14 protein-coding genes are annotated in these 14,592 nt (G+C 45.3%); 3 read left to right on the forward strand and 11 right to left on the reverse strand.

The window, feature by feature from the left end:
- Positions 1-59: 59 nt before the first annotated feature.
- The 7 genes from RHEIN_RS12275 to RHEIN_RS12305 form a co-directional block, all read right to left on the reverse strand.
- A complete protein-coding gene (locus RHEIN_RS12275) occupies positions 60-2,072 on the reverse strand; it encodes a HAMP domain-containing methyl-accepting chemotaxis protein (protein WP_008899290.1) in 2,013 nt (670 codons plus the stop codon).
- Between the two features lie 109 nt (positions 2,073-2,181).
- Positions 2,182-2,979 (reverse strand): symmetrical bis(5'-nucleosyl)-tetraphosphatase, encoded by a 798-nt coding sequence (locus tag RHEIN_RS12280; RefSeq protein WP_008899291.1) that lies wholly within the window; start codon positions 2,977-2,979, stop codon positions 2,182-2,184.
- 4 nt (positions 2,980-2,983) lie between these two features.
- Entirely contained in the window at positions 2,984-3,361 is a 378-nt protein-coding gene (gene apaG / locus RHEIN_RS12285; protein WP_008899292.1) for a Co2+/Mg2+ efflux protein ApaG, read from the reverse strand.
- On the reverse strand, positions 3,358-4,173 hold the full coding sequence (gene rsmA, locus RHEIN_RS12290) for a 16S rRNA (adenine(1518)-N(6)/adenine(1519)-N(6))-dimethyltransferase RsmA (RefSeq protein WP_008899293.1): 816 nt from the start codon (positions 4,171-4,173) through the stop codon (positions 3,358-3,360). The genes apaG and rsmA overlap by 4 nt, the downstream gene beginning before the upstream one ends.
- Complete coding sequence (gene pdxA / locus RHEIN_RS12295; protein WP_008899294.1) at positions 4,163-5,161, reverse strand: 4-hydroxythreonine-4-phosphate dehydrogenase PdxA; 999 nt, start codon at positions 5,159-5,161, stop codon at positions 4,163-4,165. The genes rsmA and pdxA overlap by 11 nt, the downstream gene beginning before the upstream one ends.
- A complete protein-coding gene (surA, locus tag RHEIN_RS12300; RefSeq protein WP_008899295.1) occupies positions 5,158-6,450 on the reverse strand; it encodes a peptidylprolyl isomerase SurA in 1,293 nt (430 codons plus the stop codon). Before surA ends, pdxA begins: the two co-directional genes overlap by 4 nt.
- An 11-nt stretch (positions 6,451-6,461) precedes the next feature.
- Positions 6,462-8,735: an LPS-assembly protein LptD gene (locus RHEIN_RS12305; protein WP_008899296.1), complete on the reverse strand. Its 2,274-nt coding sequence runs from the start codon at positions 8,733-8,735 to the stop codon at positions 6,462-6,464.
- 142 nt (positions 8,736-8,877) lie between these two features.
- Here RHEIN_RS12305 and RHEIN_RS12310 point away from each other — a divergent pair, with 142 nt between their 5' ends.
- The 3 genes from RHEIN_RS12310 to djlA are packed head-to-tail and all read left to right on the forward strand — an operon-like array spanning position 8,878 to position 11,342.
- The gene (locus RHEIN_RS12310; protein WP_008899297.1) at positions 8,878-9,867 is read left to right on the forward strand and encodes an aminoglycoside phosphotransferase family protein; all 990 of its coding nucleotides are present in this window, start codon (positions 8,878-8,880) and stop codon (positions 9,865-9,867) included.
- A 1-nt stretch (position 9,868) separates the two neighbouring features.
- A complete protein-coding gene (gene murU, locus RHEIN_RS12315) occupies positions 9,869-10,552 on the forward strand; it encodes an N-acetylmuramate alpha-1-phosphate uridylyltransferase MurU (RefSeq protein WP_008899298.1) in 684 nt (227 codons plus the stop codon).
- Complete coding sequence (djlA, locus tag RHEIN_RS12320) at positions 10,542-11,342, forward strand: co-chaperone DjlA (RefSeq protein ID WP_008899299.1); 801 nt, start codon at positions 10,542-10,544, stop codon at positions 11,340-11,342. The genes murU and djlA overlap by 11 nt, the downstream gene beginning before the upstream one ends.
- Here djlA and RHEIN_RS12325 read toward each other — a convergent pair.
- The 4 genes from RHEIN_RS12325 to RHEIN_RS12340 all read right to left on the reverse strand — a co-directional run bounded on the left by RHEIN_RS12325 (position 11,339) and on the right by RHEIN_RS12340 (position 14,582).
- Positions 11,339-11,683, reverse strand: coding sequence for a DMT family protein (locus RHEIN_RS12325; protein WP_008899300.1), 345 nt, complete (start codon positions 11,681-11,683; stop codon positions 11,339-11,341). The two genes, djlA and RHEIN_RS12325, sit on opposite strands and share 4 nt — an antisense overlap.
- A 79-nt stretch (positions 11,684-11,762) precedes the next feature.
- Positions 11,763-12,530, reverse strand: coding sequence for a DUF3530 family protein (locus RHEIN_RS12330; RefSeq protein WP_008899301.1), 768 nt, complete (start codon positions 12,528-12,530; stop codon positions 11,763-11,765).
- Between the two features lie 145 nt (positions 12,531-12,675).
- Complete coding sequence (locus RHEIN_RS12335) at positions 12,676-13,743, reverse strand: OmpA family protein (protein WP_008899302.1); 1,068 nt, start codon at positions 13,741-13,743, stop codon at positions 12,676-12,678.
- A 185-nt stretch (positions 13,744-13,928) separates the two neighbouring features.
- Positions 13,929-14,582 carry a pseudouridine synthase gene (locus RHEIN_RS12340; RefSeq protein ID WP_008899303.1) on the reverse strand — a complete coding sequence of 218 codons (654 nt, stop codon included), beginning with the start codon at positions 14,580-14,582 and terminating at the stop codon, positions 13,929-13,931.
- Positions 14,583-14,592 lie beyond the last annotated feature (10 nt).

The raw sequence follows: 14,592 nt of genomic DNA on the forward strand, positions 1-14,592 counted from the left end.
ATTTTTTATATGTGTTTCAGGGCAACAAAGCTCCCTATGGGCCATAGGTGCTAACCAGTTCAGACTTTGAACTGGTCTACAGATTGGCGTAACTCTTCAGCTAAACGAGCCACTTCATGACTGGACTGAGAGGTTTGCTCTGCACCAGAGGCTGTTTGTTCAGCAATAGTGACTATGGATTCTAATAAGTGGCTGATTTCGTTTGATACCTGATTCTGCTCTTTTGCAGCATGAGATATTTGTTCGCTCATGTCATGAGCCAGATGCACCGCATTAGTGATAGATTCCAAGGCTTGTGCTGCCACTTCAGTTTGAGTCACACAGTTCTCTGCCTGCTTTTTGCCTTTGTTCATGGCTTCTACAGCCGCATGAGCACCGGTTTGCAAGACCTGAATCATGGCCTGAATTTCCTGAGTCGAAGCCTGAGTTTTGCTTGCTAATGAACGAACTTCATCAGCTACCACCGCAAAACCACGACCTTGCTCGCCAGCACGTGCTGCTTCGATAGCAGCGTTTAATGCCAGCAAGTTGGTTTGCTCAGCAATGCCACGAATAACATCAAGAATACTGCCGATTGAAGCACTGTCTTTATGTAATTTGTTGATCACGGTAGAAGCCTGATCCACTTCTTTAGACAACTGCAGTATGGTCTGTTTGTTGTTTTCAGAAATCACTTTGACGCGCTCAGCTTCACCGTCAGCATTTTTAATTTCAGCCAGAGCATCATTAGAGCTCTGCATCACGCCTTGGGAAGTGCTGCTCATCTCAGTGGTCGCTGTCGCGGCTTGAGTCACCTGAGACTTCTGCTCACGAATAGCAGCAGTGGTTTCTACTGTAATAGCCGATGTTTGTTCTGAAGCAGCTGCAAGCTGAGTAGAACGGGAAATAATGCCCTGAATTAACTGGCGTAAGTTGGTGATAACCTGATTACAGTTACGTGCCAGGTCGCCAAATTCGTCCTGAGCTTTATCATCCAGACGTTTGGTTAAGTCACCTGAAGCCACTACACCTAAAATTTCGTTCACTTTAGACAATGGAACTGTGATGCTGCGCACTGTTACCATGGCGATACCTACAGCCAAACCAATGGATATAAGCACTACAAGGAAAATGGTTGTAATAGCACCTGATACATCAGACTGAGCTCCGGCCTGGATCTCGCCAGCCACTGTGCGGGCTCTGGATAACAAGCGGTTTAAACCATCCAAGGCTGTTTTGTTATGACTTTCTGCCTGAGCCAGTAATTTTTGTGCTTCGGCAGAAGCTGCCAACATTTGTGATTTTAAGCCTAAGATACCTTCGTCACCAGCAAGTAACTCATTAATTGCAGTAACTTTTTCGTCTAAATCTGCGACCATATCAACAGTAGCACCAGCTTCAGTTCTGATAGCGTTCATCTGCTGATTTACGCCTTCTAAACGAGACGTTACTTCGTTAGAAATAGTCTCTGCCGTTGTTGCTGAGGTGGTACGGGTTAAATCAACCACTACGCTGACCAGAGTGTTTAAACCTGTTTCCAGTTCAGTTGCTGCTTTGCTCGCTTCAGGAAAACGACGGGTCACGTCTCTGACATCACTGAAATCCAATAGTAAAGAGGCTGAATCATCTGAATTTAATTCAACATCAGATAACTGAGAGGCAATTTGATCACGTAAGCTCAGACTTTTACTTAATTCAGCGAAAAGCTTTTTACTGATAGGAGTAAAGTCAGTGTAAGCGGCTGAAACTTCTTTAAAAGAGTTCGCCAGAGTCTCTTCTTCTGAAACTACAGTTTGTAATGCTTTTGCTGCAGTCTCATATAAAACCTGTTCTGCTCCGAACTGGTTCTCAAATTCTTTGACTTGTTTTACTTCAGTTGCATAAAAAGCCTGCAAACTGATCTTGCTCATTTTGACGAATTCACTTTGCAACACAGCACTATTCTCAAGTGCCGGTATAGAGATTTCATTTACTTGCGTGGTTGAGGCATTGATACTATTCAAGCTCATGTACGAGGTAATACCGATCACAAGCAGTAGTAGTGAAATAACACCAAAACCACCAATAATCCGAAGTGCTACCGTTAACTTCATAACTTTACTCCCAGTATCCAGGCTAAAAGGGCATCATTGACCCTGTCACCACACAATAAACAATTCAAAATAGAACATTTTGAAACAACGTCGCATTATAGCGTTATTTTTAGTCAGAAACACTATAACGCTGTGCCGTCTCAATACAATAGGCTGTTAAATAATTTCCCCAAACACAACCAGTATCCAGCGCATAAATTCCATTAACAGGGCTATATCCCATTAAGGCAGCCCAATGACCAAAAAAGATCTGTGGGTGTGGTTTGTGTTTCCAGAATTCATACCAAGGGATCAGCGTACTTACTTTTTCCGGATGGCGCTTTTCTTTGAGTTCAAGTGCTCCATTTGAAAGACAAAAACGCATTCGGGTACAACTGTTAATAGCGAAACGCCAGCGATCTTCATTGGTGCTAACTTCAGACCAAAGGGCTGGAGTATTGCCATACATAACTGCAAATAGTGTTTCGGGGCTTTCTCTTAACAGTTGGCTTACTTCTGCAGCTGTGTCCAATGCAGACTGTAAATCCCAATTCGGTGCCAACCCAGCGTGGACCAGCAAGAGATTCCGCTCTGGCTCAAAATGTAGCAGAGGCTGTTGCTGCAGCCAATCTACCAGTTCAGGCAGATCAGACGCCTGTAATAATTCGTCCAGTTGGTCTTTTGGATCTGTTGTAGCAAAACCATAAACGCAGGCCAAAAAGTGCAAATCATGATTTCCAAGCACTACTTTAGCTTTATCCCCCAAAGAACGAACGAAACGCAAGGTTGCTAATGAGTCTGGACCACGAGCCACCAAATCGCCACAAAACCATAATTCATCTAGCTTTGAATCAAACTGGATTTTAATTAACAGCGATTGCAACTGCTTAAAGCAGCCCTGAACATCTCCAATGACGTAACTTGCCATAAGATCAATTCAGAATATTGGGCAAAGCTAAACGAAACAAAGGTATGGCAGCTTTGAAGCTTAACTGGCTTTGGCTGGTCATTTCGTAATGACCTTGCATCGTGCCTACCGGAGTTTCCAGCACTGCACCACTGGTATAGCTGTAACTTGAACCTGGCGCCAGTTGAGGTTGCTCACCCACCACACCCTCACCATGTACTTCGGTTTCTTTGCCATTGGCGTCCGTGATAAGCCAATAACGTCTGAGTAACTGCACTGTTTCAGTGCTATGGTTTTTGATGGTAATGGTGTAAGCAAAAACATACCTGTTTAAAGCAGGATCCGATTGAGCGGCCACATAAAATGTCTCGACCGAGACAGGAATTTCAAAACTCAGACTCATAATTGTTGTTGCTCGTGCTGGTGCAGCCAACGGGCGATACCAATAAATTGCTCCACACTTAATTGTTCAGGGCGCAAGGTTGGATCTATTCCCATTTCGATAATTTGCTCCGCTGTTGCAAAGTTGCTAAAGCAGTTACGCAAAGTTTTACGGCGCTGGTTAAAGGCTTCCAGACAGACCCTGTTTAATACAGCAACAGGTACATCCTGGCGTTCTGAACTTGGTTTCGGGATAAGCCGCACCACGGCTGAATGCACTTTAGGAGCTGGTTTAAAGGCACCAGGACCCACTTCGACCACTGGCATTGCATGACAAAAAAACTGCGTCATGACAGATAAACGGCCATAAGTTTTGGAACCATGACCAGCGGTCATACGTTCGACCACTTCTTTTTGCAGCATAAAATGCATGTTCTCAATGTCGTCAGCATAGTCAAACAGATGAAACAACAGCGGAGTAGAGATGTTGTAAGGCAAATTACCGAATACTTTTAACTTCCTGCCAGGTTGTACTAACTGACGAAAATCAAATTTCATCGCATCAGCCTGATGGATAGTCAGCTTATCTGCCAGCACAGGGTGTTCCTGTAAACGCTGGGCCAGATCTCTGTCTAATTCAATTACGGTCAAATGTCCGGATTTTTCGACAACAGGCTCAGTGATCGCACCTAAACCCGGGCCGATTTCGACCAGTAGGTCCGTTGGTTTTGGGCTTATGGCTTTCACAATACGTTCAATGACGACAGGGTCGTGTAAGAAGTTCTGACCAAAACGTTTTCGGGCTGTGTGTCCCAGGTGTACTTTATCTGTCATGTGATAACTTGGCTCTTTGCGCTAAATAAATGGCTTGTTCCAGGGCATGGAATAAACTTCCGGGGTCGGCTTTTCCTGTGCCGGCTAAATCCAGCGCAGTGCCATGGTCGACTGATGTTCTGATTAAGGGTAAACCAAGGCTGATATTCACCGAACGGCCAAAGCCTTTATGTTTCAGCACAGGTAAACCCTGATCATGGTACATAGCTAAGACTGCGTCGGCATGGTCCAGATATTTAGCCTGAAACAAGGTATCGGCAGGCAAGGGACCTATCAGGTTCATGCCTTGTAAACGTAATTCTTCCAAAGCCGGGCTGATGATATCTATTTCTTCGCGGCCCAGATGCCCGTCTTCCCCGGCGTGCGGATTTAAACCGCAGACATAAATAACGGGAGAGGCGATGGCAAACTTGTTTTGTAAGTCGTGATGCAACACCGAAATCACTTTGTGCAAGCGTTCTTTAGTGATGGCTTTGGCTACATAGGCCAGTGGTATATGGGTTGTGGCCAGCGCAACTCGCAAACCTTCAGTGGCCAGCATCATCACTACATAAGGCGTATTCGACAGATGAGCGAAGTATTCGGTGTGACCGCTAAAGGGGATGCCTGCTTTATTAATAATACCTTTATGCACAGGGCCTGTGACTATGGCATCAAATTCGCCAGACATGGCCTTTTCACCTACGTATCTTAAGGTGTCTACCACATAACGCCCATTGGCTTCATTTAACTGTCCAGCGACCACCGCTGCTTCTGGCGTGAAATCAACACAAGTCAGAGTGCCAGCTTGCTGCGGCTGTGGGGATTGATTTGGCTCATAAGGTAAAAGCTGAAGCGGCAGGTTTAATGCTGCCGCTCTTTGTTGTAAAACTTCTGCGTTCGCACAGACGACCAGTTGCACTGGCCAGTCTTTTTGCGCCAACATCACCACCAGATCAGGGCCTATACCGGCCGGCTCACCTGGGGTGATTGCTATCCTTAATGTCATTCAGTGTCTGCCAATACTTCGATATAGGCCTGATCACGCAGTTCGCGCAAAAAATTGGCCTGTTCTTCGTTAAAACGGCGGTTAAACAACATGCGATACACTTGATCCTGCTTTTTCTCTGCAGTCATGTCTACCACACGTTTTTCTAATAATTGCACTACGTGCCAGCCATGTTCGGTGCGGAAAGGTTCGCTAACTTCCTGTAATTGCAGGTTGTTTAACGTATCGCGAAAAGCCGGAACGTACATAGCCGGATCAGCCCAACCTAAATCGCCCCCTTTTAACTTGGAACCCGGGTCTTCAGAGTTTGCGCTGGCGAACTCGGCGAAATCCGCTTTGCCTGCTTTAAAGTCGACAACAAATTGCTTCAAAGTGTCACGGGCTTTTTCTTCACTCATGATAATGGATGGTTTGATCAAGACATGGCGTGATTTCACTTCGTTCGCTTCAGCAACGTTAGCGCCACGAATATCAAAAATAGTCAGAATATGAAAACCAGCACCAGAGCGTAAAGGACCTATTACGTCAGTTTTCTTTTTGCCACGAATCGCATCGGAGAACAATGTTGGCATTTCGTTGATATTCATCCAGCCCATATCACCACCGTCCAGCGCAGTGCTGTCAGACGATGACGCTATAGCCAGTCTTTTGAAATCACTGCCTTCACGTAACAGCTTCATCACTTTGTCGGCGCGATCTTTGGCATCGGTAATTTCTTCAGTGCTGCCCTGATTTGGAATAGAAATCAGAATATGACCTATATTGTATTGCTCATTGGATGCGCCTTGTTCTTCCATCACTTTCATCAGGCTGTCTATTTCCTGTGGACTGATGTAGATACGGCGTTGCACGTTGGCTCGTAATACTTCACCTGTGGTGATTTCTTCACGGAAACGTTCACGGAATTGCTGATAGTCACCTTCTTCAGCCACTATGCGCTGACGAAATTGTTCCATCGTCAGATTTTCGCCGCGGGCAACGTTTTCCAGCGCCTGATCCAATTGTGGGTCTGTGATTTGCAGGCCCATACGGCTAGCCATTTGCATCTGTAAGCTATTGCTGATTAACCGTTCCAGTGCCTGAGTGCGTAAAGCCCGGTCTGAAGGTAAGGTCTGACCCTGGCTTTGCGCATTGCGCTTCACCTTGTTGACCATGTCTGTCACTTCAGTATCCAATACGACACCGTTGTTGACTATGGCTGCAACACCGTCGATCTTTTGTTCTGCCGCCTGGCTCGAAAAGACCAGAAATGCGGCCACAGAGCTGGCAATCAAAAGTTGTAACTTCATAGGTTCCTACATTAATTATTTAGTAAATATGGGCGTCTATAACCAAAAATTCCGTTCGATAACATGTCGTTGACTGAGAAACCAGCACCCTCACCAAAACCTTTTAATACAAATTGTACGGCTATACCGTTATCAAAAGTAGGAGGTTGGGACAAATCATTCAGTGCCAATTCAAGGTTGGTATTGATTTGGCGCTTAGCAACCACTCGAATTGCCCAGCAACAGGACTCATATTGCAAACCAAGGTTAGCTTCTATCATATGATGCTTGTTGATGTCACGATAATAACTGGCAATCAGTTTCCATTTATCATCAATGGGTGTGGTCCCCAAAAAGCCCAGCTGTGCAATTTCGTAGTCTGAGACCTCCCGACTATAGCGGTGGTTCAATTGGATCAGACTTTTATCATCTGCTATGTAATCCAAAGTGACGTTGCTTTTCACCATACGCTCATTGCTCGAATCATACTGCAATGCGGTATTTAAGTACCAGCCTTCACTCCAGTTCCACAATAGTTCAGAGGCCAGTACCGAATCAGCAGGTTGTTTGGCGTCCGGCAGTAAATTGTCTATGGGCTGCGGATCATCCAGAAATACAATCTGACCCAGACTGAAACGGAACAACTCTGTATCCTGTGAGTCATACAAACGAGTTGTCCAGCCTATAGTCAATTGATTGGTATCGGCAATTCTGTCGAGACCCGAATATCTGTTTTCACGGAATAAGCCATAATAATCGTCTTGCAAAGGTGCTGTGTCATACAGTCCAATCATCGATTGATCGCGATAGGGGATATAGAGGTATTGTATTTGAGGTTCAAAGGTTTGCAATGAATTTGCTTTTTTCCAGCTCAACTCCCTTTCCATATTCAGTTTGGCATTGATCTGGACTTTGGGCACTGTTCTGCTGATTTCTTTTTGAACCAATAAATTATCTTGGTCGGTATTCTGCTGATAACGGGTATGCAGCAAACTGGTTTCTGCGACTAACTCGACCGCTGGTGTGATTAAAGGCCAACGGATACTGGGTTCAAGATGTAAACGGTCTGCACTGTTGATCAGAGCACTGTCATTGCGAAAATGGGCGTATTGGCTGTGCCAGTTAAATTCAAAACCTGCAGCTAAATCCATTGGAGCAGCAGAGCTCAGGTCGATTTGTGGCAAGGCGGCGTAAGAGGGCAGATAGTTTCCAAGAATTTCAAAACCTTGCAGGCGAATTTCTGAGTTCAGATACTCACCGAAATAATTAAGGCTGGCTTGCCGGTAAAGTTGGGTATCGCTTTGGTTGTTGTAGTCAGACCCTAATTCAGACAAGTAAGCATCGTCGCTGACATCAGTAAAATCTACACTGGCACGCCAACGGTCTGACAAGTCACCACTGTGGCTGAAGTGGGTTAAATAGCGACTACCAAAGCCTGCGGGTTTGTCGTTATCATCGGGTAAAATTTCAAGTTGTAACCGGCCATTGTGATCTTCGGTAAGATAACGGAATTCGGTATTTAACTGAGCTCCTCTTTTACTCATAAAACGAGGGCTGATAGTGGCATCATAGTTGCTGGCCAGATTCAGGTAATAAGGAGTCTCAAAATCCACGCCTAATTTCTGTGAACTGCCAATCTTAGGAAACAAAAAACCACTTTTGCGTTTATCACTGACAGGGAAGGTCATGTACGGCAAATAGAAAACGGGTACATCCTGAATTTTAATGACCGAATGCCAGGCTTCACCCCAGCCATCATCGGCATTAATATTAATTTCATCAGCATGCAATGCCCAACTGCTGTCGTTGTATGGGCAGGTGGTAAAGCTGGCTTCGGTCAGATTGATTTGTTGTTTATCTGCGCTCATTTCTTTAGCAAAACCGCGACCAGACTGGCTGACCAACTGATAATCTGCTTCACCTAATATGGCTTTGTCTTCTTTGAGGTGAGCAGTGAAATGGCTACTGCTGACTTTTAAATCCGGGCTGTAGTACTGAATGCCGCCACTGGCCAGCAACGTCTGATTTTTCTGACTGACCTGTGCATTAGCGGCGTTTAACATAGTGTCGCGATAAATGATTTCTATATTGCCATCAAATAATGCAGTTTGGTCCTGCATCATGCGAATTCGGTCAGACAATATTTGCAGTCTGTTGTCTTTTGCTGATAGCTGACTCAACTTGGCCGGGATCTCCACAGCACTATAACATTGCTGAATAGGTTGAGGTGTTTGCTCTTCTGCATGGGCAAGATAAGGAATACCAAGCGCCATGATAATAAGGCGATAGATCAGAGAATGAGTCATGCAACCTACTTAATACAATACGTGAAACAGGTGAAAAGGACCAGAACACCTAGCCCGCTATAATAAATCAATTTTCCGGATCCTGCTAATCCGTTATAGTGCTGACTTTGACCAGTTGACGGGGTTTGAAGTGCCAGCTCGAATGCAGTTAATTCAAAGTTTTTTGACGGCGTGTTTTCCTGATGAGGTTATTCACCTCGATCCTATTACCGGAGATGCCAGTTTCAGGCGTTATTTTCGTTTTTCAGTAGCACAAAACAGCTACATTTTGATGGATGCTCCCACACCAGCGGAAGACTGTGGCCGTTTTGTTGCCACGCAGCAAGCATTTGTACAGGCGGGTTTACAGGTTCCCCGAATTATTGCCCAGGATCTTGAGCAGGGCTTATTACTGCTCAGTGATTTGGGCGACACTTTGTTGTTGTCTGAATTAACGCAGCATACGGTCAGCGACTTCTATCGTCAGGCATTGGCTCAATTGGCTCAGGTTCGCACCATCAGTGCTACAAGTGCAGGGCCTTTACCTGTTTTTGATCAAGCTTTTTTACTGCGTGAAATGCAGATTTTTATTGATTGGTTTTTACTTGAGCATTTGCAGCTGACACTGAATGAACAAGAGCAGGCTATGTTACAAAGGCATTTCCAGTTGCTGGCTGACACAGCGTTGCAGCAACCTCAGGCCGGTATGCACCGGGATTACCATGCCCGTAATTTGATGTTACAACAGGACGGCAGTCTGGCCGTGATTGATTTTCAGGATCTGGTTACGGGCCCTGTGACTTATGACGCCGTGTCTTTGCTGAAGGATTGTTATGTCAAATGGCCTCTTGAGCTTGTACAGTCATTAAGCCAGGAGTTTTACCACCACCTCAAAGCCACTCATGAGTTGCCTGCCAAGGTCAGTGCTGAGCAGTTTCAGCTTTGGTTTGATTGGATGGGATTACAACGGCATATTAAAGTCTGTGGTATTTTCTGCCGCTTGTACCACCGTGACGGAAAGTCGGGTTATCTCGCTGATTTACCTCGTGTCTTTGAGTATGTACTTGAGGTTACTCAGCATTACCCAGAGTTGTATGAGTTGGATCTGTGGCTGAAAAATAAAGTACAACCAGCACTGGAGGCTAAGGCCTGAGATGAAAGCAATGATACTGGCAGCTGGTCGTGGTGAGCGGATGCGACCTTTAACGGATCTGTTACCTAAACCCTTGTTAACTGTGGCTGGTAAAGCATTGATCCACTACCATCTGGAAGCGCTCCGTGCCGCCGCAGTGCAGGATATTGTCATTAATTCTGCATGGCTAGGACATTTGTTGCCAGAGCATTTAGGCACTGGTCAGCAGTTTGGTGTGAAGATCCGTTACTCAAACGAAGGTGCCGAAGGCCTTGAAACCGCTGGCGGTATCAAAAAAGCCTTGCCGCTGTTGGGGGATGAACCTTTTATGGTCATCAACGGCGATATATTCAGTGATTATCCTTATCAGCAACTGATGGGTAAATTAGCTCCTGACAGTCTTGCTCATCTGGTGTTAGTGCCTAATCCGCCACAGCATCCCAAGGGCGATTTTGGTATCGGTGAAACAGGTTTGGCTTTGGCTGAAGCAGCTCAGTGTTTTACTTTCAGTGGCATAGCGGTTTACCGCCCTGAGTTTTTTAGTCTGGTGGCTGAAGGTAAGCAAAAATTAGCGCCTTATTTACGCGATGCGATGGCACAACATCAAGTGACGGCAGAGCTTTATCAGGGGGTATGGCACGACATTGGTACTGTGCAGCGACTGACTGAATTATCGGCGCAACTGGAGTCTGAACATGTGGGGTAAAATTCTTGGTGCCTTGTTTGGCATGGCTCTGCTGAAGATCCCCGGTTTATTTATTGGTTTACTGATAGGTCACTGGTTCGATAAATCCTATGGCGGAGCATTCGCCAGTCGTGGTGGTTTTAACGGTTTTTCCCGCGACAAGTCTGAGGCTCAGGGGATTTTCCGTTACAACACTTTTGCAGTGATGGGCCATATCGCTAAATCAAATGGGGTAGTCACTAAGTCCCATATTCAGCAAGCTACTGTTTTTATGGACCAATTAGGTTTAACTGCAACACAGAAGCAAGAGGCGCAGGCCGCATTTAGGGATGGTAAGCAGGCGGATTTTCCGTTGTTGGAACAACTGGCTGAATTCAGGTCTGTTTATCGCTCCAGGTCAGATGTACTGCTGATGTTTTTAGAAATTCAAATCAGTACTGCTTATGTCGATTTGTATTTAAGCAGTGCAGAACAAAAGATATTGACTCAGGTGGCATCTGCATTAGGCATCAATGCGGTTCAGTTTGAACAGATGCTCAGTCGTTATGAAGCTGAAGCCCGTTTTGCTAAAAACAGTAGCAACGGACCTGGGGATGCAGGAAGCCGTTTGACGGATGCTTATAAAATTTTAGGGATCAGCGCCGACAGTTCAGAGGTGCAGTTAAAAAAGACTTATAAAAAGCTGATGGCACAACATCATCCGGATAAACTGATGTCGCAGGGTTTGCCGCCAGAACTGATGGATGTGGCTAAACAAAAAACTCAGGATATTCAAGCGGCTTACGAGTTAATTCGTAAACAGCGTGGCTAATCGCGGAAAAACATGAAATACACAGCGCCCAGCAGACACAAGCCAGCATAGACATAATTCCATTTAAAAGGCTCTCTCATATAGAACACTGCGAATGGAATAAAAACACTCAAAGTGATGACTTCCTGCAGAATTTTCAGCTGAGCCAGACTCAGCACCTGGTGACCTATCCGGTTGGCTGGCACCATCAGCATATATTCAAATAAGGCTATACCCCAGGATACGGCGATCGCTACATACAAAGCTGAGCTTTTAAAGTGCTTGAGATGGCCATACCAGGCAAAAGTCATAAAAATATTACTGGCGGTCAGCAACAAGACCGTCTGGAGCAGAGGCGACATAATCTGGTGTCTCCGGTGAAAAGGCTGGGAATAGCGGTGGTGAGTAGTTTAATAGATTTTTATCAGTGGAAAAATTAATTTAATAACCCTGATAGCTTAACCAGCCATAAATCTCTTTGAATACACGCTGTTGGGTTTCAGCCTGTGCGATTAGCCCACTGATTTCCCGCTGGCGGTACAATAATTTCTGCTGTTGCCTGGCCAGTTGTTTACGTAGTTTCCACTGCGCTGCCACTTGCTGATTACCTTGTTGTTGCATCAAGTCCAGAGTGGGAACCTGCTGTTTTGCTATCGCCAGAGGTAAGCTGCGTTGTTGATCTGCCGCAGGCAAATAGGCTTCGAGCAAAATCAGTGACTGAGGTTCCTGCAGTTTTTTATCGGCATAAAGCTGACTGATCAAAGCTGCGCTGCTGCCCTGGGCCACAACGATCACCGTACTGTTTTCTGCCATAGCGCTGGTCATTGCAACTTCAATGCGTTGTTGTAACTGGTTTTTGTAGTTTTCTAAGTCTTGTGTATCATCGCTTAAAGGAGCGTCGGGCACTGCTATTGCCAAAGTGTCCCAACCATAGTCATTAAACTCTTTTCGTAACAAATTCAGATTTTTAGGGCTAGACGCATGTTGTGACCAATCAGGAATAAACAACATAGTGCCTTTAACTTTTGCCGTAAATGCTGCTCTTTTTAATGCCAGAAAGCTTTTGTCACCAGCCAGCAGCTCTGTGATTTCATCTGCAGGTAATTGCCAACTCAGATCGGCCTTATGCCAGTCTTCCATAGACACAGCTTCAGTGACCTGAGCATACAGACTGAGTAACAGCAAAAAAGCTAACATTTTCGATGACATAAGACGTTACTCTGAAAGTCGGAACCTGAGCAGGGTATCGGCAAAGTGCGACTAAACTTTATCGGACAGACTGAGTTATAGCTGCAAAAGATGAGAATCAACCAAAAAAAAACCGCCTTGCGGCGGTTTTTCGAAGCGGAAGAGATTAACGCTCTACTTTTTCTTTGACAGTTGCGGTTACAACAGCTTCAATGCGGCGGTTAGCAGCGTGAGCAGCTGGAGTGTTACCTTCAACTTTTGGACGTGAAACACCGTAACCTTTTACTGTTACACGATTAGCACTGATGCCATGTTCGTTTAACAATACTTTAGCTACTGCATCAGCACGACGCTCTGATAATTTCAGGTTGTATGCAGCGCCACCTACGTTAGAAGCGTGGCCACCGATTTCAACATCAGTACCAGGGAAACGCTTCAGGAAAGCTGCTAAGTCAGCGATTTCTGAGCTGTATTCTGGTTTGATTTCAGCTGAGTCATTAGCAAACTGCGCTTTTAACGTGAAGTTCACTTCTTTTTCAGTGAAGATTGAGCAACCATTTGCATCTACTTTATCAGTAGACGGAGTGCCCGGGCACAGGTCGCTTGAATCAGGAACACCGTCGTTATCACTGTCAGCAACAACTACTACAGGAGCCTGTACTGGCTCCGGAGCCGGAGTAGGTTCTGCAACTGCTGGCGCTGAGCCAAACAGCATAGAAACACCAAGCTTGATGTTTGCATCGCCATAGCTGTCGTTAGTCAGACCCTGGAAACGGTTCATTTCAGCAAATAAAGACACACGTTCGCCAACATAGTGACGGTAACCGACACCAATGTTTACAGCCTGAGTGTCACGGCTGCCTTCAACTTCAAAATGCTTCAAACCACCAACAAGGTACATACCAGTGCCAGCGATGTTGTATAACGCATCTACACCAAAACGGTCTGCATCAAACTTGTTGTCAGAAATTAACTGTTCCAGACGGTCTCTTGCGTATTCAAAACGCACAGCCCAGGTTTCGTCGATGTTGTAGCCAAGCTCGAAACCGTAACCGAAACCCTTATCCAGGTAGTTCCATTCAAGAGATTCAGTCTTGTCACCGTCTGGCAGGTAGTATTCAGCGAAAACTGAACCAAAAGCACGGTCAGTTACAACTGGCTTTGAACTATTTGCTAAAACAGTGGTCGATAATAAAGTTGCCATAATGGCAATTGCGCTAGTACTTAGTTTCATCCATATCTCCTAAGAGTCAATTTCGGCGGCCATTCTGTTTGCTTAAAAAATTTAAGCAAAGTTAGTCGCTCGTTATTACAAGTTTTTGTCCGATATCCATCGGTTTACTCACATCGGTACCAAGTTTACCTTAAAAAACTGAACCTTAGGTTAACAGTTTTCTTCATTGCCTTTTTATCCTGATGCTAAAACGGGCAATCAACCTCAAAATATAGCTCAGTTCCTGAAGTGGGGTGTCTTAGCTTCAGAGAACTGGCATGTAATTGAAGTCGGGCTACTGAACATTTTCCTTGTTCAGTTCCATAAAACTTATCCCCAAGTATCGGATGTCCCAACCATAACATATGCACCCGCAGCTGATGCGAACGTCCTGTAATGGGAGTAAGTTCTACTTTCGTTTGGTGTGAAGTACGCTCCAGCACCTTAAAATACGTTAAAGAAGGCTTACCGGATCCAAAGTGCACCATTTGTTTGGGCCGGTTGGGCCAGTCACAGATTAAAGGCAAATCAACAACACCTGAATCGACTGAAACCTGACCTTCTAATCGGGCTAAATAGCGTTTTTTCGTCTGACGTAATTCAAACTGCCTGTTTAAATCACGCTGACTCTGAGCATGCATTGCCATTACAACCAGACCTGAAGTTGCCATATCCAACCTGTGCACTATTCGTGCTTGCGGCCAAACCAGACGTACGCGGTACTCGAGGCTGTCTTTATGTTCAGGCGCCTTGCCCGGCACTGTCAGCAAACCACTGGGTTTATTCAGGAGTAAAATATCATCATCCTGATACACTATGTCCAGATAAGGTTCTGTTGGTGGTTTATACTCAAGCAACATTATATTCACT

It is taken from the genome of Rheinheimera sp. A13L, from assembly GCF_000217935.1.
GTDB lineage: Bacteria > Pseudomonadota > Gammaproteobacteria > Enterobacterales > Alteromonadaceae > Pararheinheimera.